The following is a 19,020-nucleotide window of genomic DNA, read 5'->3' as shown; positions in this document are numbered from 1 at the left end:
CCTGCTAACGTTTAAGGTATGGCGAAGCACGCGAAGCATCGGAGAACCCTCAAGGAGCCCTCACCGTCCACCCCGGCACGCGGCGTCCGCGCACGCCCGCTGCCCGTCCGCAGCGCCGTACAGCTGAACCGCGCCGCGGACATCTGGCACAAATCCGCGCTCAGCGCGGGCATCGCCATGGCGATCCCCAACCTGACGCTGCTCGCCACCGGCCACCTCCAGTTCGCCCTGTACACCTCCGCCGGAGCGCTCTGCGCGCTCTACGGCCACGCGCAGCCGTACGCGGCCCGCGCCCGCACCCTCGCCTGGGTCGTGCTCGGCATGGTCGCCAGCGTGGCCGTCGCCCTGGTCAGCTCGTCCCTGATCACCTCGGCGCCGCTGCTCGTACTGATCGCCTCGCTGCTCGCCGCCGTGCACAAGACGGTCTGCGACGCCACGCTCATCGGACCGCCCGGCAACATCATCGTGACCTTCGTCTCGGCCAGCGCCTTCTTCGTACCGCAGCGGATCGGCGAGGTCCCCTTCCACCTGGGCATCGTGCTCGCCTGCGGAGCCCTGTCCTGGCTGGTCTGCATGGCGCCCGCGCTGGTCCGGCCGCGCGGGCCCGAACGCATCATGACCGCCCGCGCGCTGGAGGCCGCGGCCCGCGCGCTGCGGGCCGAACCGGGCGCCGGAAGCGGCGCCCGGCACGCCACCGCGACAGCCGTAAACGCGGCCTGGCACGCCCTCTTCCTCGTCCGGGACCGCGACACCGAGCTGGAGCGGCTGCTGATCCGGGCCGAGTCCGCGCTAGCCGTCGCACCCGGCGCCGACGAAGCGGGCCGGTTCGAGATCTGGGCCCGCGACCTGCGCAAGGGCCGGCCGCTGCCCCTCGTCGCGCTGACGCCCGCACAACACGCCGAGCTGCTCGGAGTCGGCGCCGAGGGCGACCGGCACAAGCCCCGCCGCCCCTCCCCCGACCGGCCGCATGGCTTCGGCGCCGTACTGCGCCGGCTCCGGCCGGGCTCCCCGCTGCTGCCGATCGGGGCACGGGTCGCGGCGGGGTGCGCCGTGGCGGGCTGGACCTCGATGGCGGTGGGCGTCGGCCACCCGTACTGGGCGGTCGTCACCGCCGCCGCGGTCTTCCAGGCCAACACCACCCTCACCTGGAACCGGGCGCTCCAGCGCACCATCGGCAACTTCCTCGGGCTGCTCCTGTTCACCGCGCTGCTGCCCCTCATCCGCACCGGGCACCTGACGATGGTGCTCCTGGCACTCGCCTTCCAGATCTGCGCGGAGGCCTTCATCTCCCGCAACTACTGGCTCGGCAGCGTCTGCGTGACCCCGATGGCACTGCTGCTCACCGAGTTCGCCAACAACCTCCCCGCGTCGAGGCTCATCGCCGACCGCTGGATCGATACGGTCGTCGGCGCCGTGATCGGCGTACTGGCCTGCGTACTGGTCACCAACCGGCGCGCCACGGACCGGATCGAGTCCGCCCTGCGCCACGTCTCCGAAGCCCGCGAATCGGCCGTGCGCCTGCTCGCCACGCCACACGACCACCACGAGGCGGGCTGGGCCCGCGACCGCCTCGCGGCCTCCCTCATCGAACTGCGCGAGGCCGTGGACGTCGCCTCCGGCGAGTGGTGGCAGCGCGCCCTGCCCGAGGAGCGAGTGGCCCTCGCGGAACAGGAGGGACACCGCACCCTCGCGTCGCTCGTGCGCCGGCTGTCCGCCCCGGCGATGGCGGCTTGAGACGCCATCTCATGTGGCTGCCCCGGGACTCTGCTGATCGTGCGACGAGCCGTGGGCGGACGGAGGGATCGGGCTGCCCTTCAGGTGGTGAGCGACGTCCCCCGCGGCGTGCGGCAGCCGGCCGGTTCCAACGGTTTCTCGCCGACGGGTGCTGCCGGAGACGCGGGGCAGGCGAAGACCGGCCGCGTAGGCGCCCCCTCTCAAGGGCGATGAGGACGAGCCCTCGTGCGGGTGGTCGACTCCGATGGCAGCTCGGGAACGGGGCTGTCAGGCCGGTCGAGCCATACCCGCTGCCCTTCCGCCGTGACGGTCAGTCCGTAGCGGGTGCGCTGCGGCGAACCGGCACGTGTCCACCACCGGTAGGCCCTCTCGACCTCGGCCCACAGGGCACGCGGCCCGTACTGCTGGACTTCGAAGTCGCGTGCTTCGGGTACGTAGTCGAGGGACGCCCAGGAGCCGGTGGCCGCGTCGGCGAGCCACAAGGTCCACTCGCCGTCGGGCCCGTGGCCGATCGACCTGCTGACGCCGGGCACCATGACGCCGACGGCGAAGGCGGCATCCGTATCGCCCAGCGGATAGCGGGGATCGAGCCGGGTGCGGGTGACGACGGCCTCCGGCGCATGGCGTACCGCGGACATGACGTCGCGCAGCGGGGTCTGGGCACGCAGCCACATGAACGCGCTGTCCTCCACCACTGGCCCGCGGGCGACCGGGCCGCCGACTCCGTGATGGACCGTCAGCTGGAGCAGTACTCCGTTGTGAAGCGCGGTGCCCCACGGGACCACGATGATCCCTCCGGGCGCGGTCTGCTCGACCCATGCGTACGGCACCCGGTGGACGGCGCAGGTGGCGATCAGCCGGTCATACGGCGCGGCGCGCGGCCAGCCCCGGGCGCCGTCCCCCGTGACCACGGCGGGCTCGTGGCCGGCGGCCCGCAGAGCGCGGCGGGCTCGGTCTGCGAGCCCGGGGTCGACCTCGACCGTGGTCACCTTCTCGTCCCCCAGGCGCGCGGACAGGAGAGCGGCGTTGTAGCCGGTACCGGTACCGATCTCCAGAACACTGTGCCCCGAACCGACCTTGAGACAGCCGAGCATGGCGGCGACGATCCGCGGCATGGACGCCGAACTCGACGGAACACGGGCCGGAACGGTACCGGGCGGGTCCTCGACCTGAACGACCAGCGGTATGTCGCTGTACACGCACCGCCGCCATCGGTCCGGGTCGTCGGCACGGACCACCGGCACATACCCCTCGTCCTCCCGGACCCAGAACCGATCGGGCACGAACCGCCCACGGTCAACGGCGGCGAACGCCGAACGCCACGACGGCGCGAGAAACCCGGCATCGGCGAGACCGCGCACCAGTTCTCCGGGGCCGTCCGCCTCCGCGGTCCCGGTCACTTCTTCGGAGGCGGTGGAGGCGGAATCGGCTTGTCCGGCTTGTGTCCGTCGCTCTCCGCCGGATCCGGCTTACCGCCGTGCTTCCCCATCGCGCACCCTTCTTCGAGACAGATACACGACGCTACCAAACACCTACACACCGAAACTGGATCACAGCAGGCTCTCGCCGGAACGATGCGGGTCGAGCCGCCATTTCCCCCTGCCGACGGCCTCGTTGAGCTCAATCGATGCCCTCGGCGCGAGGGCGGCGGTGCGCCGCAGCCGGGGCGGCGCCGACGGTGCGACGGCGGCCCCGCGTGCCTCAGCGGTCCAGGCGGGACCGCGCGCCGTGCGGTGGCAGTCTCTCCTTCCGGCAAGCGGCAGAATTGGACGGACTGTGAGCGGAGAGGACCGACATCGTGGCCGAAGACGCCAAGGACACCGCGGGCGCTGACAACGTCGACCGCGCCGACGACACCGTCGCGCGCGTAGTACGCGAGTGGCAGCGGGTCCACCCCGGCATCGACACGTCCCCGATGGCTGTGATCGGCCGGGTCAACCGCTGTTCGGCGCTGCTGCAACAGGCCACCGACGCCCCGCTGGCGCGGGAGGGGCTCACTCGCCCGGAGTTCGACATCCTCGGCACGCTGCGCCGTACGGGGCGCGAGCTGACGCCCGGGCAGTTGGCGCGCGAGACGTTCGCGTCGGGGGCGGCGGTGACCAAGCGGCTGCGCGTGCTCGAACAGCGCGGCCTCGTCGCCCGACGGCCCGATGTGCGGGACCGCCGCGTCGCCCATCTCTCGCTCACCGAGGAGGGCCGCGTCCTCATCGACCGGCTCCTGCCGGACCAGCTCGGCTATGAGTCGGCCCTGCTCGCCGGGGTCGCCCCGGAGCGCCAGGCAGCCCTGGCGGAGACTCTCGGCGAGCTGCTCGTCCTGCTGGAGGGGCGCCTCGGCGGCCTTCAGCCCTGAGCGGCCCGTGGTTCCGGGACCGAAGGTTTCCGGTCAGGTGCGCAGTCGTACGTCCGTATTCGGTCCGCGGCCCCTGGCGTACGCGCGTCCGGCGTCCCGGCCGCGGCCATCGCGGTCGAAATGGCCGGTACGGGCTCCGGAACGCTTGCGAGTAGCACGCCCTATCAACGTGTCAACAGTGCGCGCATTCACTATCGAGTGAACATCTTAAGAGGATTCTTCGGGTTGCCCCGGCCAGTTCCCGATCATTACGCACCGTCTTCCGCCAGGCCTTCTCAAGGTCATTGTCACCTTCGCTCCGGCACTGTCATGCGCCTTCCGTAAATCCTCTACTCCGCAGGCCCGGTGGGACGACTTGGCGCTAACATCGGTTGCATGGATCTCACGTCAGAGGGTGACACGCTGTGTCTCAACAGGGACGCCCCTTGGGACTCGTTCGACTCCCAGTCATACACGCAGCACAACTACAGTGCACTGCGTCCCGACGACGAAGAGATCATCAATGTCGTAAGAGACTACTTCTCCGATCACTTCCGAACGAACCCGGAATGGCCGGTTTCGGGCATTGATGTGGGTGCGGGGGCCAATCTCTATCCCGCTCTCTCGCTCCTGCCGTGGTGCGACGAGATCACCCTGTACGAGCGGTCGGCGCAGAACGTCGACTGGCTGCGCAACCAGATCCCTCGGTACGGGGACAGCTGGGACCCGTTCTGGCAAGTCCTGTGCAAAGAAGAGGAATATCAGGACATCACCAACCCGCGGGCGCGGTTCGCCGGTTCCGTGACCGTCGAGGAGGGCGACCTGTTCCGGCTGCCGGACCGGCTGCGGAATCAGGGGGTCGGGACGATGTTCTTCGTCGCGGAATCGCTGTCGACCTCCCATCGGGAGTTCGAGGGCGCGGTGGCCGCGTTCATCGGATCGCTGGCGCCCGGCGCGCCGTTCGCCGCCGCGTTCATGGAGAACTCGGGCGGCTATCTGGTCGGCGACGAGCTCTTCCCCGCCTGCGAGGTCGACAGCGCGAAGGTCGAGGCGAGCCTGGACCCGCACGCCGCGGTCGAGATCCTGGAGCGGTTCGGCCTGCCCGAGGGCCCGGTACGGGAGGGGTACACCGGCATGGTCCTGGCCTGCGGCCGGCGCGGCCCGTCCTGATCGATCCGCACACCGACGCTCTCATCCAAGGGGTACGGGGATGCGCATCCAGCCACGACAGCACCTGCTGGAAATCTGGCAGGCCATCGCGCGGCATTCATTTCCCGATGGCAGCTGGCAATGGGGCGAGCGGGGCGGCGCGAGCAGCGTCGCCGACGCGGAGCATCTGCTGTGCCTGCTGTATCCGGCGACCGAGATTCCGGCCTTCCGGCTGGACGCGCCGAACGAGACCACGGACGACGCTCTGCGCGCCCTGCGGAAAGCGGGCACCCGCGAGGATATTCCGTGCAATCTGATCGCCGCGATCACGCAGTTCATGGCGGCGCACACCACCGAAGAATCGGTCCCCAGTTTCGCCGGCGGATATTATTTCGACTCGCAGGACCCGAATGAGGAATTGACGCCGGAGCAGCGGGCGCTCGGCGTGGTGGATTCCTACTCCATGTCGATCACACTGGCGCTGGCGACGCTCGGGTTCCTCAAGGTCTACGCGCGGGAACCGCGGCGCAAAGACGTGGAGGAAATGGCGCTCGAATTGGAGGCGGCCACCAGGAAGCGGCTGACCGCGGCCATGGTCAGCCTGCTGCGGTGTTTCACCGTCAATCTCTTCGACGCCGAATCCGAGCAGGGCATCGCGCTGTGCGACCGGGTGAATCAGGAGCGCCTTTCCCGGCGTTCCGTGGTGCAGCAGCTCCAGCGCGAGCTCAAACCGATCCGGGCCGCGATCCGGGAATACGTCGATCTCGGCATCAACGTCGTGGGGGACCTCGGCAACGAGAATCTGCTGTTCGAGTGCGGCTGGTCCTGGGGCGTGGTGCAGGACGCTCCGCCGATCGACACCACCGCGGCCATCGGCGCCCAGCCCAAGGGCGTCGCGCGGCCGTCGCCCTATCTGTACTTCACGGTGGTCGCGCTCGACGGCATCGCGGACCTGTTCTCCAACCGGACGCTGACGCTGGGTCTGCTCAACACGGAGCAGCAGCGGCTGGCGGAGGCGCTCCGGCTGCGCTGGGAGATCACCCAGCAGTACTGGTCGAAGATCGCCCGGTTCGGCGAGGGCCGCTGGCCCTTGGAGGACGTTCCCTGGCAGACGGGCGGTCAGTACCTGGAGTCGGACTACTTCAGCCTCTCGGTGGCGGCCATTCTGGTCCAGGACCTGTTCCGCCGCCGGGCCACGGACGACGACCTCACCCGGACCGTGGCGGTCATGGAGGAGCTGGCCTCGCGAGCCAAGATCACCCGGCGGATGACGCGCGACGACCCCGCGGTGGAGCTGCACAATCCGGGCATCAGGCTGCCGCTGCTGGGCAGCGAGAGCCTGGGGCCGGCCATGCAGTGGTCGATGTCCGACTTCCCGGCGCAGTTGCTCAAGCGGACGATCCAGCTGTGCAGCCTCTCCCGGAACATCGCCTCGCACGACCGGCTGCTGCGGCTGGCGGAGCAGATCCTGGACCATCTCTGGGAGCGGCGCATTCCCGCGGGCGCGGGCGCGAAGCTGTGGGACAACGTGCACGCCGTCTGCCCGGATTCGCCGCCGACCGCGTCGCCGCTGTCCTGGACCATCACCGAACGCATAGTCGAATGCATGACCGCGGCCACCGGCCTGTACCGTCAACCTCCCATCCGCAGCGCGGAATTGAACAGCATGGCGACGGCTCTGCTCAGCGAGGCCGGCCATCTCTTCGGGAACGAGATGCTGGAAGCCACCTCCTTCGAGGACACCTCGCGGGAGATCCGGCTCAAAACCGTGGAGCTCCAGCTGCGCAGGGCGCGGCAGCTCGCGGACGACCGGCCGGGCACCGCGTGCGCGCTGGCTCTGGACGTGCTGGGCAAGCTCGACGAATTGGTCGTCGCCCGGCGCGCCGGGTCGAGAGGGGTGTGAGGGATGCTGGTCTTCGCCGCCTCCGACAAAGGGGGCACCGGCCGCTCGGTCACCAGCGCCAATCTCGCCTATCGGCGCTCGCTGCGCGGCGACGACGTCTGCTATCTCGATTTCGACTTCGGCTCCCCCACCGCCGCGGCCGTCTTCGACGTCCCCGGTTCGCTGCGCGGCGTCGAGGGCGGCGGACTGCACTCGTACCTCCAGGGAAAGGTCACCGAGCCGCGGCGGATCGACGTGTGGGCGGACACCGAGAACGAGGCGCTGCGGCAACGCCCCATGGGTTCAGGCCAGTTGGTGCTGGTGCCGGGCGACCGCAGCGGCGGTGAGTTCGCGACCAACCGGGACGCGGTGCGCCGCTGCGTGAGCCTCTTCCTGCGGCTGGAGGAGGAGTTCGACGTGATCCTCGTCGATCTGAGCGCGGGCCGCTCCTACGCCGTCGACATGGCGCTCGACGCGACCTCGCAGCCGGAGGCGCGGGGGCTGCTGGTGCGCTGGCTGATCTTCCACCGCTGGACCCGGCAGCACATCATCGCCGCCTCCGGGCTGGTCTACGGCGACCGGGGGGTGGTGGCCGGCGGGGTGGCGCGCGGGCACGACAAGGCGCGGCTGCTGTCCTCCATCCGGTTCGTACGGGCCGCCGTGCCGGACCCGGAGTCCCCGCTGCTGGCGCACGTACCGGCGCCGCAGTCGGCGTGGCTGCGCAAGTGCGACCAGGACCTCAAGGAGTTCGCGTCGGCCCAGCAGGTCGGCTACAGCCGGGTGCTCAGCACGGTGCCGCTGGAGCCCGTGCTCCAGTGGCGGGAGCAGTTGATCACCGACGAGGACGTGCTGGCGAGCAAGGTGGCCAACGGCGCGACCCGTGAGGCCCTGGAGGATCTCGCGGACAAGCTCTACGACGACGGGGTCTGGGGGGAGCGGTAGTGGATTCCGTGTTCCGCGAGGCGACCGCGGACCCTCGCACCCAGGCGGTGCCGCTCTCCCATGTCTCCATGGAGCTGGGGCATCTGTACATGGAGGACTTCGCGGCGGGCCGCGAGCGGCTGCGGCGGCAGCTCGGCCAGGTCAAGCCGTGGGCCGACGCCCTGCACGCGTCGCTCGCCGGGTCGGTGCCCAAGGGCCGCCCGCGGGTGAGCAGTTGCTTTCTCGTCGACGACTACTTCAGCCCGTTCGCGTCGCCCGCCGAGGTGCTTCCGCCGCTGCTCGACGAGGCGCGGCGGGCCGGGCTGACCATCGACTACCTGGCGCGGGAGTCGGCGTGCGCCCGTGCGCGGGGCGTGGAGCCGGCCCGGTCCGTGGAGCCCCGGCTGGTGGAGTCGCCGCCGCCGGGCAGCGACGGCTCGCGGCCGTCCGTACGGCAGGTGGGCTGGCTGGCCAACGGCGAGCGCAGCCCCGCGACCGGTTCGCTGGAGGCCATGAGCGGGTTCGCCGCGTGGCAGCCGCCGTCGGAGGTCGGCGCGCGCCGCCACTCGATCTTCGTCGACGTCGAGCTGTGGGACGGCCACGGCGCGGACCGCACCTGGTCCTGCCCCTTCCTCGCGGCCGTCTGGCAGCTGACCCGGCTGGGCCTGCTCAGGGACCGCGGGGAGCCCGTGCTGCGGCCGAGCCCGTGGAGCGGGGACTTTCCCGAGGAGTGGGCGGAGCTGCCGCCGCTGCTCCAGCTCAACCCGGCCGCCGCGCCGTTCGCGGCCTACCGCACGTACTCCATCCTGCCCACCCGGTTCCTGCCCGTGGAGCACGCCGTGCACATCGTGCTCGGCCGGGTGGTGGTGGAGGAGGCCGTGCTGCGGCAGGTCGCGGAGCGCTCCGCGCGCGAGGGCGTCGAGGTGCCGGCGGAGATCGTGCGGCGGACCTCCTACCACTTCTTCGACGAGCCATGAGCGGCCCGGCGGGACCGGAGGGCCGGGTCATCGCGTGCGGCGAGGTGCGGACGTGCCTCCTCCAGACCTCCGGTTCCCTCTCGCGCGACGGGTCCGCGCAGTTGCTGCGGCTGCGCCCGGACGAACTGGTGCGCGTCTCGGAGCGCCCGAATCCGTACGCGTCCTCGCCGGACCTGCTCACCGGCGTGGACTGCGCGCTGCCCACCGCGTCGGGCCGCCAGGTGCGGGGCGTCGGCACGGTGGCGGCGCGGGCCGTGCTCACCGGGGGGCGGGTGCTCCAGGCCACGGCGCTGTTCCGGGCCGGGGAGGCGGGCACGGAGCAGCGGATGCCGTGGGGGCACTACCTGGTACGGCCGGGGGTGGTGGTGCCCGTAGGGCGTCCGTCGGTGGCCGACATACGCGACGGCTTCCTTTCCGGCGAGCCCCCGGCCGCCGGTACGGTCGATCTCGGGGCCATCGCGGAGCGGCTGCTCACCGATGTGCTGGAGCACCCGCTGCTCGACCGACGGCCGCCCTTCAAGTCCCGGCGCACCCGGCTGCGGTGGGCCGCGGTGCGGTGCGCCGAGGGGGACGGCGACGACGGCGCTGCCATCGAGCGGTTCACCGTGGCCGACGACCGGCTGCGGACGCTCTCCCTGCGCCTGCCGGGCCCCGACCCGGCGGCGGCCGCCGCCTTCTGTGAGGATCTCGCCCTGCACGACTGGCTGCTGACGACCCTGGTCACCATGGTCGAGCGCAGCCGCCTGGGGTCGGCCGAGGGCCCGGGGGCCGTGCTGTCCCTGCGCCCCGCGGTCGATCACCTGCTGCACTTGTGGATGCCGAAAGCACGCGTGAACCGAGTTCTGGCGCCGTTGTGGGACGCCCTGGAACGGGAGCCCGGATTCACCCGGCAGTGGCACACCTTGGTCCAGCGCATCCGGGACCAACTGACGCTGCAAGCAATCCCGTTGCTGTGCGAAGCTCTGACGTCCCGCTAGCGGGCGCCACGGCACGACCCCCGGGGGGACGACATGGAACGCGATCACGCGATACCGCCGTTTCTGTGGAAGGCCGCGATCACGCTCGCCGTCGGAGGCGCGGCCTACCTCATCACCAACGCCACCGGGCAGCCGGAGATCTGGCGGCTGACCATCTCCATCTTCATCGGCGGCTCGACCCTGATCATCCAGTACATGGCCGACTTCGACCGCCGGCTGGCCAGCGTGGAGACGTCGCTGGAGCGGCACGCGAAGGACATGGAGGCCCTCGTCGACCGGCGGTACTCCCAGATCAGCGAGGCGACCAAGCTGTTCAGCCTGGTGGAGAACTCCCCGCTGCACACCGATTCGGTCGTCCAGCTGGTCAGCAAGGCCGCGAAGATCAAGGCGGAGGGCGCCGGCATCGTCGCCACGTTCGCCCAGTCGGAGATCAGCCGGGTGGGCATGCTGATGGAGGACCTCGACGGCGGGGAGGCGGCCTACGACGGGGAGGACCACGACTGGCTGCTCGCCCTCACGCACAGCGCCACCGACTCCATCGACGCCACGAGCACCTCGGTGGACGTGAACTTCTGGACCACCGAGCTCGGCCGGCGCTACCTGGCGGGTCAGCGGGAGGCCATCAAGCGCGGCGTGCGGGTGCGCCGGCTGTTCATCGTCGACCGCTCCGACCTGGTCGACGACGAGGCGATCCGGCGGCTGTGCGTGAGCCATGAGGATCTGGGCGTGGAGGTGCGGGTGCTGGCGATGTCGACACTGCCGCATGTGCTCAAGCTCGACACGATGTTCGACTTCATCATCTTCGACGAGGCGGTCAGCTATGAGGTCAGCGCCGAGCAGGCGCTGGAACCGGTGATCGCCAACACCCGGCTGGTGCTGCGCGACGTCCGGGTCGCCCAGCGCGTACGGCGTTTCAAGGACCTCTGGGACGCGGGTCAGTGACGGACCGTCAGTAGCCGCCGGAGCGGCCGGTCATGGTGGGCACCGGGCGCTTCGGAGGAGTGGGCATGCCCCCGGCGGGGAAGGCGCTGTTCGCGTCGCAGACGAGGTTCGAGACGACCTCTCCGCCGCCGCTGAGTTCGACCTTGACCTCCGAGGCCGGCTTGCCGCCCGGCACGTCGTTGTCGGCGGCGGTGCACACGAGCTGGCTCCTGACGACGGGGCTGAGTTCGCGTACGTCCATGGGGAGTTGCACGCCGACCCGGCCCTTGCCGGTGGTGACGTGGACGCCGGTCATCTTCGGCACCTCCGTCTGCATGCCGCGCCGCCGCTCCGCCTCGTCGGGGCCGCCCATCAGCAGCCGCACCGCCTGCTGGGCGCTCACCGCGCCGGAGGCGGGCCGGCGGACCGGCCGCAGGCCCATGGGCGAGAGGAAGTAGAGCACCGCCTCGCGCTCCGAGGCGCCGGGCCGCTTCGCGCCGGAGGCGGGCTGCCCCACATCGATGACCCCGGTCGACTCGACGCCGCACCCCGGGACCACGACGAGCAGCAGCGCCACGAAGGCCCCGGTCCGCAGTCTCCTCACGCCGGTTTCCCTCCCCGCCTCAGCGGCAGTTCCACGGTGAACACCGCTCCTCCCTCGGGCCCGTTGGCGGCCCGTACCGTACCGTCGTGCAGCCGCACGTTCTCCATGGCGATGGCGAGGCCGAGCCCGCTGCCCTCCGAGCGGGCCCGCGCGGCGTCCGCCTTGTAGAAGCGGTCGAAGACGTGCGGGAGGACTTCGGGATCTATGCCGCTACCGCCGTCGGAGATCTCGATCAGCAGCCGGTCTCCGTCCTCGCGGGGCTCGGTGCGCGCCGTGATCCGTACGGGCGGGCCGCCGTGCCGCAGCGCGTTCCCGACCAGGTTGGCGACCACGACGTCGATCCGGCGCGGGTCGATCCTGGCCCGTACGCCCTCGGGCAGATCGGTCGTCACCCGGCCCTCCCAGGCGCGCGCCTGGAGCGTCTTGCGCACCGCCTCGCGGATGTCCACCTCGTCGAGATGGAGAGCCGCGGCCCCCGCGTCGAACCGGGACACCTCCATCAGGTCCTCGACCATGCGGGCGAGTTTGCCGGTCTCCTCGGTGATGAGGCGAACGGCGTGCCCGGTGTCGGGGTCGAGGTCGCCGGCGTCCTCGTCGAGGACGTCCGCGACGGCGGTCATGGCGGCCAGCGGGGTGCGCAGCTCGTGCGAGACGTCGGCGGCGAAGCGGCGGGCGTTGGCCTCCATCCGGCGCAACTCGGCGATGTTCTCCTCCAGGGCGGCGGCCATGCCGTTGAACGTCCGTGAGAGGTCGGCGAGTTCGTCCCCGCCGGTCACCTTGAGCCGGGTGTCCAGCTCCCCTTCGGTGATCTTCTGGGTGGCGCGCCGCAACTCCCGTACGGGCCGCAGCACCCCTCGCGCGGCGAGCAGCGCCGGGACGATGGCGATCGCGAAGGCGGGCAGCGCGCCGCGCTGGGCGGCCTGGACGAGCGCCTGCACATTGGCTTCCTCGCCGCGCAGCGGCATCCGCGCGTAGACCTCCAGGCCGGACAGCTCCGAGGCGTTGTCGGCGAAGGTGACGGGCAGGCCGATGACGAGCCACGGCTCGCCTGCGTCCTCGACACGCTGGAAGGCGGACACGCCCTTGCGCACCTTCTCCGCGAGCTTGGGGGGAACCGTGCCGCCCGGGATGGCGTCCACCACCGCGCCCTCGTTCTTGTAGCGGGCGTAGGTGCTCCAGCGCTGGGGCTCCCCTGCCTGGTCGAGGTCGTGGGTGAAGGTGGCCAGCGCGTCCTCGTCGGGCGGGAAGGGGACGTCGGGGAGCTGCGTGTTGACCCGGGAGCGCAGGGTCTGCACGGCGGTGTCCTGGGTGCGCTTGAGGATCGCGTTGCGGGCCTCGCGGAAGGTGAGGGCCGCGGTGGTGAGCGCGCTGAGGGCCGCGACGAGCAGGAAGGCGACCACGAGGCGGGCGCGCAGGCCGCGGGCCAGGGGGCGCAGCTTGAACCGGCGCCGGGCGGGCGGGCCGTCCGGCGCGTCCTCGGCGCCCTCGTGCGCAGGGCTCCCGCGCCCGGCGCGTGTACGGTCCGCGGCCCCTTCCCCACCGTCGGAGGCCTTTCGGCCGTCGGGTTCCGAGGACGTCACAGCGGCCCGAAGCGGTAGCCGAAGCCGCGTACGGTCTGGATGTACCGGGGCGAGCGCGAGGATTCCTCGATCTTGGTCCGCAGCCGCATCACGCAGGCGTCCACCAGGCGGGCGTCGCCGTAGTAGCTGTGCTCCCAGACGTGTTCCAGGAGTTGCTGGCGGCTGAAGACCCGGCCGGGCGCGGCGGACAGGTACAGCAGCAGCTTCATCTCCGAGGGGGCGAGCGGCAGGTCCTTGCCGTGCTTGGCGACGAGCAGGCCGCCGCGGTCGATGGTGAGGTCGCCGTGGGTCTCGGCGGCGGGGGCCGCGGCGGGGGCGGGGCCCTCCGCGGCGGCTTCGCCGCCGGGCGCGGCACGGCGCAGTACGGCGCGGATGCGCGCTTCGAGCACTTCGCCGCGGGCGGGTTTGACGATGTAGTCGTCGGCGCCCGCCTCCAGGCCGAGCACGACGTCTATGTCGTCGCCGCGCGCGGTGAGCATGATGATCGGCAGCTGCTGGGTGGCGCGGATGCGGCGGCACACCTCGAAGCCGCTGCGGTCGGGGAGCATGAGGTCGAGGAGCACGAGGTCCGGCCGGAAGGTCTCCAGCGCGGCGAGTCCGGCGTCGCCGGTCGGCGCGGCCTCGACTTCGTGGCCGCGGCGGCGGAGGGTGAGGGTGACCCCTTCCCGTACGGCGCGGTCGTCCTCGATCAGCAGCACGCGTGACATGCGATCAGTATCGATCCGATCGGGCCCCGGTCCCGCACCGGGGCCGCCGATCAGCGGAATTGTCATCGACCGCTCACATTCCCGGGCGCTTCGAGGCGGTACGGGCGCGCGGGCGGGCTGTGCCCGGACGGACTGTGCACGGACGGGCTGTGCACGGACGGGCTACGCGCCGACGTGCTGGGCCAGCAGCCGGCGGAACTGATCCTCGAAGGCGTCGTACCCCGCGCGCAGCGTGTCGCCCGGCCAGTGCGGCGGCAGCAGTTCGGCGGGCAGTACGGGGTCGGCGAGGAGATGGCGCAGGATGGCGGCGGAGACGGTGAACCGCTCCGCGAGCCCGTACGCACCGGTCAGCGTCCGCTCCAGGTCGCGGGCGCGCCGCGCCCAGCCGTCGAGGTCCCACAGGGCGGCGGCCAGCTCCGCCGGGTCGGTCTCGGGGGCGCCGGTCAGCAGGGTGCACTGGGCGAGGACGACGGGCGGGCGTTCGCGTACGAGGTTGGCGGGGCGCAGCCAGCTGCCTTCGCGGAGTTCGGCGAGGCGCAGGGCGGTCATGGCCTGGCGGAGCGCGGTGCGCTCGGCGGCGGGGCGGCGCTCGGCGGTGACCACGGCGATCTCCCAGCCGCCGTCCCAGCGGCGGGTGCGGGGGGCGCGGCTGTCGTCCTGGCGGGCCTGGCGGGCGAGCAGCCGGTCGGCGAGCCGGTACGCGCCGTCGTGCTGTGCGAGGTCCCCGGCGGCGACCATCCGGGTCAGCGCGGTGCGGACGGTGCCCTCGGCGATGCCGAAGAGCTCGCCCACGCGCACCAGGGCGCGGGCCGGGAGGGTCGGCGGGTGGTGGCCCAGCAGGGTGGAGAGCACGATCGAGCGGGCGGTCAGCGGCCGGAGGGGGTCCGGGGTGCGGAGTTCGGCGCTGTGCGGCCGCGTGCCGTCCGGTTCGGTGTCGTCCATGGCTGTCCACACCCTATCCATTACAGTTCCACATCACGCATCATGGAACTGTAATACCGCCGAACTGCCCGGACCCGCACCGCCCGGACCCGCATCCCCCCGCCAGCCGCACCGCCCGGAGGTCGCCGCCATGAGCACCACCCACGAGGTTCAGAACCAGGCCCCGCCCCTGACCGGCTTCAGCACGGCCGACGATCCGGCGCTGCTCGAAGCGCTGCGCAGGGACGGCGGGGAGTGGGGCGAGGAGGAGGTCCGCGTGCTCGGTGCGCGCGCCGGGTCGGCCGAGGTGCAGGACTGGGCCCGGATGGCGGAGGCGTCGCCGCCCGTACTGCACACCCATGACCGGTTCGGGCACCGCGTCGACGAGGTCGAGTTCCACCCGGCCTGGCACCAGCTGATGGCCACCGCCGTGGAGAGCGGCCAGCACGCCGCCGCCTGGGCCCGGAACCGGCCCGGCGCGCATCTGGTGCGGGCCGCGAAGTTCTACACCTGGGCGCAGGCCGAGCCCGGGCACGGCTGCCCGATCTCCATGACGTACGCGGCCGTGCCCGCGCTGCGCGCGCAGCCGGAGCTGGCCGCCGCGTACGAACCGCTGCTCGCCGCGACCGCGTACGACATCGGGACGCGCCCGCCGCTGACCAAGCGGGGGCTGATCGCGGGCATGTCGATGACGGAGAAGCAGGGCGGCTCGGACGTACGGGCCAACACCACGTCGGCCGTGCCGGCGGGCGACGGCTCGTATCTGATCACCGGGCACAAGTGGTTCACGTCCGCGCCGATGAGCGACGTGTTCCTGATCCTGGCGCGGGCCCAGGAGGGGCTGACCTGCTTCCTGCTGCCGCGGGTGCTGCCGGACGGCACGCGCAACGCGATGCGGCTGATGCGGCTCAAGGACAAGCTCGGCAACCGGTCGAACGCGTCCGCCGAGATCGAGTACGAGCGGGCCGTGGCGTGGCCGGTCGGCGAGCCGGGACGCGGGGTGCGCACGATCGTCGAGATGGTCAACATGACCCGGCTGGACTGCGTGCTGGGCTCGGCGGCGGGGATGCGCGCCGGGCTGCGGCAGGCGCTGCACCACACGGCGCACCGGCGCGCGTTCGGCGCGGAGCTGATAGACCAGCCGCTGATGCGCGCCGTCCTCGCGGATCTCGCGGTGGAGTCGGAGGCCGCGACGGTGCTGGCGATGCGGCTCGCGGCGGCGCTGGACCGGTCCATGGCGGGCGACGCGGCGGAGTCGGCGCTGCGGCGGCTGGCGCTGGCGGCGGGCAAGTACTGGGTCTGCAAGCGGGGCAGCGTGCACGCCGCCGAGGCGCTGGAGTGCCTCGGCGGCAACGGCTACATCGAGGAGTCGGGGATGCCGCGGCTGTACCGGGAGGCGCCGCTGCTCTCCATCTGGGAGGGGTCCGGCAATGTCGCGGCCCTCGACGTGCTGCGCGCCCTCACCAAGGAGCCGGCCGCACTGGACGCCTTCTTCGCCGAGGTCGACGCGGCGGCGGGCGCGGACGCCCGGCTCGACGCAGCTGGCGCGCGGGTGCGCGCGCTGCTCGGGGAGCTGTCCGATCCCGGGCGGGCCCAGCTGCTGGCGCGCCGACTGGCGGAGCAGCTGACGCTCGTACTCCAGGGCAGCCTGCTGGTGCGGCACAGCCCGCCGGCCGTCGCGGACGCCTTCTGCGCCTCGCGGCTGGACGGCGACTGGGGCCACGCGTTCGGCACGCTGCCGCCGGACACCGACCTCTCCGCCGTGCTGGAGCGGGCGCTTCCCAAGGAATCCCGGTGAGCGTCCGCGTCGAGCGGGCGGGGGACGTCACCACGGTCGTCCTCTCCCGGCCCGAGGTGCGCAACGCGGTGGACGGGCCGACCGCCGCGGCGCTCGCCGACGCCTTCCGGGAGTTCGAGGCGGACGACCGGGCGCGGGCGGCGGTGCTGTGGGGCGAGGGCGGTACGTTCTGCGCGGGCGCCGACCTCAAGGCGATCGGCACCGGGCGCGGCAACCGCGTCGCGGCGGACGGCGACGGGCCGATGGGGCCCACCCGGATGCGGCTGACCAAGCCGGTGATCGCGGCCGTCAGCGGTCACGCGGTGGCGGGCGGGCTGGAACTGGCGCTCTGGTGCGATCTGCGGGTGGCCGAGGAGGGCGCCGTCCTCGGCGTGTTCTGCCGCCGCTGGGGCGTGCCGCTGGTGGACGGCGGCACGGTGCGGCTGCCCCGCCTGATCGGCGCGAGCCGGGCGATGGACCTGGTGCTGACAGGCCGTCCGGTGCCGGCCGCCGAGGCGTACGGGATGGGCCTCGTCAACCGCCTCGTACCGCCGGGGCGGTCCCGCGCCGAGGCCGAGCGGCTCGCGGCCGACATCGCCCGCTTCCCGCAGACCTGCCTGCGCGCCGACCGCGCCTCCCTGCTGGAACAGGAGGGGCTGCCGCTCGACGCCGCCATGGCTTTCGAACTCGAATACGGGGTAATGGCGTTGGGCGAGGCCGCCGAGGGCGCCGCCCGCTTCACCGGGGGCGCGGGGCGGCACGGGGACTTCACGGACCTTTGAGACAGGCCACGGATCAAACCCGGAACGGCCGCAACGGCCCGCCTTTCAGCACATCGAAGGAATCCGGCCACTCGGGCGACTGATCAACAGCCGCGCCGCGCACCATCCTTGATGTGAGTGCATGGCTTCGAGCAGGACGTTCGGCCATCGTCGCCGCGACGGCCGTACTGGCCACGGCGGGGATGGGCGCGGGGACCGACGGCGGCACGCCGGACGGCCCGGCCGCCGTGGTGCGCCGCCACGTCGAGAGCGGACCGGCGATCGCGGGTGCGGTGCGAGGCGCGCTCCCCGTCGAACCTCGCGAGCGGACGGCGCGCGGTCGCGCCGACTCCCCTGCCTGGCCGCTCCCTTCGCGCGGCAGCGGCTCGGCCGTCTCCGTGCCGGGTGTGTCCGTACCGGGGGTCTCCGTACCGGGTCCGTCGGGTGCGTCCGTATCGGGCGGTGGCTCCTCGGTCTCCGCTTCCAGCGACGGTTCGTCCGCGTCGGCGACCGTGCGAGGGCCCGGCGGCTGCATCCGGGCGCATGCGGGCGCCGGGTCGTCCTGGGCGGTGATCGGCCGCTCGTGCCGCGCCGCCGCGCCCAGGCCGCCGAAGCGGCCCGTACCGCCCAAGCCCCGGCCGCCCGAACCCCGGCCGCCCGAACCGGCGCCCGCGCAGCCCGCACCGCCCAAGCACCCGGCCCCCTCGCCCGTGCCGACGGAGCCTGCGCCGCGGCCGACGCCGAAGGCCCCCGCTCCCCCGCCGTCGCGCTCGTCCGCCCCGGCCGCGACGCCGACGCCCGCCCACGTCGCGCCGCGCGCCTATCACCGGTCCGTGCGCAAGCGGCCGGCGGGCGGTCAGTCGATGGTCACGTTCGCACTGCTGATCATGGCTCCGGCCGTGCTCGCCGCCGCGATGCTGCGGCCGCGTTCGGGCAGCGGCGGCCGCGGCCGCTGACGCACCGCGTCGCCCGTATCCCGTTCGTCCTTCGGAGGTTCCCGTGTCGGAGTGGCTGGTCCTGACCCTGGCGATGGCCGCCGCGTGCGCCGTGGTCCTGACGATCACGGTGCTCAGACAGCGCAGAGTCGGCGACGACGACGATCCGAGCGAGACGCCCGACGTCATCGAGTACATGACAATGATGGTCGGCGTGGTCTATGCCATCGTGCTCGGCCTCGCCATCGCCGGGGTGTGGGAGGCGCGGACCGCCGCGCAGGACGGGGTGCGCGTCGAGGCGCAGGCGCTGCACGAGGTGAGCGAGCGGGTCCAGGCGTACGCGCCGACGGCCCGCGACGCCACCCGCGCGGACGTGCACGCGTACGTCGACCACGTGGTGCACAAGGAGTGGCCGAAGATGCTCGATACGGGGCAACTGACCGACCGGAGCGCCGAACTGCTGGACAAGGTCCGCGAGGACGTGACCTCGTACGTGCCGCGAAACGACCACGAGAACCAGTCGTACCAGCCGCTGCTCGACCAGGTCGGCGCGGTGGACGACGCGCGGGGCGAACGGGCGCACAACGCCGGGGACACGATGCCCGGGGTGGTGTGGTTCGGGCTGATCGCCGGGGCGGTGGTGGCAGTGGGGCTGATCTTCACCCTCCAGATCCGGCGCTCGGGGCGGGAGTTGCTGCTGGCCGGGATCTACAGCGCGCTGATCGCCTTCCTGCTCTTCCTGATCTGGGACTTCGACTCCCCGTTCGGCCACGCCGTGGGGGACGCGACGGGTCCGTTCACGGTCCTGTTCGCCGTCTGACGGCCCGAGGCCCGTTCACCGGCTG

17 protein-coding genes are annotated in these 19,020 nt (G+C 72.3%); 12 read left to right on the top strand and 5 right to left on the bottom strand.

Annotation, left to right across the window (positions count from 1 at the left end; genetic code table 11):
• Window positions 1-18 precede the first annotated feature (18 nt).
• Complete coding sequence (locus tag AB0I22_RS11810) at window positions 19-1,734, top strand: FUSC family protein (RefSeq protein WP_363130565.1); 1,716 nt, start codon at window positions 19-21, stop codon at window positions 1,732-1,734.
• Window positions 1,735-1,934: 200 nt separating this feature from the next.
• Here AB0I22_RS11810 and AB0I22_RS11805 read toward each other — a convergent pair whose 3' ends face one another.
• The gene (locus AB0I22_RS11805) at window positions 1,935-3,017 is read right to left on the bottom strand and encodes a methyltransferase domain-containing protein (protein WP_363130564.1); all 1,083 of its coding nucleotides are present in this window, start codon (window positions 3,015-3,017) and stop codon (window positions 1,935-1,937) included.
• Window positions 3,018-3,532: 515 nt separating this feature from the next.
• On the opposite strand from AB0I22_RS11805, the gene AB0I22_RS11800 reads away from it, so the two are divergent.
• The 7 genes from AB0I22_RS11800 to AB0I22_RS11770 all read left to right on the top strand — a co-directional run bounded on the left by AB0I22_RS11800 (window position 3,533) and on the right by AB0I22_RS11770 (window position 10,911).
• The gene (locus tag AB0I22_RS11800) at window positions 3,533-4,084 is read left to right on the top strand and encodes a MarR family transcriptional regulator (RefSeq protein ID WP_363130563.1); all 552 of its coding nucleotides are present in this window, start codon (window positions 3,533-3,535) and stop codon (window positions 4,082-4,084) included.
• Between the two features lie 375 nt (window positions 4,085-4,459).
• Window positions 4,460-5,233 carry an SCO2525 family SAM-dependent methyltransferase gene (locus AB0I22_RS11795; RefSeq protein WP_363130562.1) on the top strand — a complete coding sequence of 258 codons (774 nt, stop codon included), beginning with the start codon at window positions 4,460-4,462 and terminating at the stop codon, window positions 5,231-5,233.
• 40 nt (window positions 5,234-5,273) lie between these two features.
• A complete protein-coding gene (locus AB0I22_RS11790; RefSeq protein ID WP_363130561.1) occupies window positions 5,274-7,115 on the top strand; it encodes an SCO2524 family protein in 1,842 nt (613 codons plus the stop codon).
• 3 nt (window positions 7,116-7,118) lie between these two features.
• Window positions 7,119-8,036 carry an SCO2523 family variant P-loop protein gene (locus AB0I22_RS11785; RefSeq protein WP_363130560.1) on the top strand — a complete coding sequence of 306 codons (918 nt, stop codon included), beginning with the start codon at window positions 7,119-7,121 and terminating at the stop codon, window positions 8,034-8,036.
• Window positions 8,036-8,992 (top strand): SCO2522 family protein, encoded by a 957-nt coding sequence (locus AB0I22_RS11780; protein WP_363130559.1) that lies wholly within the window; start codon window positions 8,036-8,038, stop codon window positions 8,990-8,992. Before AB0I22_RS11785 ends, AB0I22_RS11780 begins: the two co-directional genes overlap by 1 nt.
• Window positions 8,989-9,969 carry an SCO2521 family protein gene (locus AB0I22_RS11775; protein ID WP_363130558.1) on the top strand — a complete coding sequence of 327 codons (981 nt, stop codon included), beginning with the start codon at window positions 8,989-8,991 and terminating at the stop codon, window positions 9,967-9,969. Before AB0I22_RS11780 ends, AB0I22_RS11775 begins: the two co-directional genes overlap by 4 nt.
• A 33-nt stretch (window positions 9,970-10,002) precedes the next feature.
• Complete coding sequence (locus tag AB0I22_RS11770) at window positions 10,003-10,911, top strand: hypothetical protein (protein ID WP_363130557.1); 909 nt, start codon at window positions 10,003-10,005, stop codon at window positions 10,909-10,911.
• A 7-nt stretch (window positions 10,912-10,918) separates the two neighbouring features.
• Here the strand turns inward: AB0I22_RS11770 and AB0I22_RS11765 are convergent, their stop codons facing one another.
• The 4 genes from AB0I22_RS11765 to AB0I22_RS11750 form a co-directional block, all read right to left on the bottom strand.
• Window positions 10,919-11,494 carry a hypothetical protein gene (locus AB0I22_RS11765; RefSeq protein WP_363130556.1) on the bottom strand — a complete coding sequence of 192 codons (576 nt, stop codon included), beginning with the start codon at window positions 11,492-11,494 and terminating at the stop codon, window positions 10,919-10,921.
• Complete coding sequence (locus tag AB0I22_RS11760; RefSeq protein ID WP_363130648.1) at window positions 11,491-12,930, bottom strand: ATP-binding protein; 1,440 nt, start codon at window positions 12,928-12,930, stop codon at window positions 11,491-11,493. Before AB0I22_RS11760 ends, AB0I22_RS11765 begins: the two co-directional genes overlap by 4 nt.
• 140 nt (window positions 12,931-13,070) lie before the next feature.
• On the bottom strand, window positions 13,071-13,781 hold the full coding sequence (locus AB0I22_RS11755) for a response regulator transcription factor (protein WP_363130555.1): 711 nt from the start codon (window positions 13,779-13,781) through the stop codon (window positions 13,071-13,073).
• 162 nt (window positions 13,782-13,943) lie between these two features.
• Window positions 13,944-14,723: a PaaX family transcriptional regulator C-terminal domain-containing protein gene (locus AB0I22_RS11750; RefSeq protein WP_363130554.1), complete on the bottom strand. Its 780-nt coding sequence runs from the start codon at window positions 14,721-14,723 to the stop codon at window positions 13,944-13,946.
• A 130-nt stretch (window positions 14,724-14,853) separates the two neighbouring features.
• Here AB0I22_RS11750 and AB0I22_RS11745 point away from each other — a divergent pair, with 130 nt between their 5' ends.
• The 4 genes from AB0I22_RS11745 to AB0I22_RS11730 all read left to right on the top strand — a co-directional run bounded on the left by AB0I22_RS11745 (window position 14,854) and on the right by AB0I22_RS11730 (window position 18,995).
• Window positions 14,854-16,500 (top strand): acyl-CoA dehydrogenase family protein, encoded by a 1,647-nt coding sequence (locus AB0I22_RS11745; protein WP_363130553.1) that lies wholly within the window; start codon window positions 14,854-14,856, stop codon window positions 16,498-16,500.
• The gene (locus tag AB0I22_RS11740) at window positions 16,497-17,261 is read left to right on the top strand and encodes a crotonase/enoyl-CoA hydratase family protein (protein WP_363130552.1); all 765 of its coding nucleotides are present in this window, start codon (window positions 16,497-16,499) and stop codon (window positions 17,259-17,261) included. The genes AB0I22_RS11745 and AB0I22_RS11740 overlap by 4 nt, the downstream gene beginning before the upstream one ends.
• Window positions 17,262-17,374: 113 nt before the next feature.
• Entirely contained in the window at window positions 17,375-18,196 is an 822-nt protein-coding gene (locus tag AB0I22_RS11735; RefSeq protein ID WP_363130551.1) for a hypothetical protein, read from the top strand.
• Between the two features lie 43 nt (window positions 18,197-18,239).
• Window positions 18,240-18,995 (top strand): hypothetical protein, encoded by a 756-nt coding sequence (locus AB0I22_RS11730; RefSeq protein ID WP_363130550.1) that lies wholly within the window; start codon window positions 18,240-18,242, stop codon window positions 18,993-18,995.
• The last annotated feature ends 25 nt before the right edge of the window (window positions 18,996-19,020 follow it).

Origin of the sequence: Streptomyces sp. NPDC050610, from assembly GCF_040654875.1 — a bacterium.
Lineage (GTDB): Bacteria > Actinomycetota > Actinomycetes > Streptomycetales > Streptomycetaceae > Streptomyces.
Note: the sequence above shows the minus strand (reverse complement) of the source record. Positions and strands in the feature narration are given on the sequence as shown.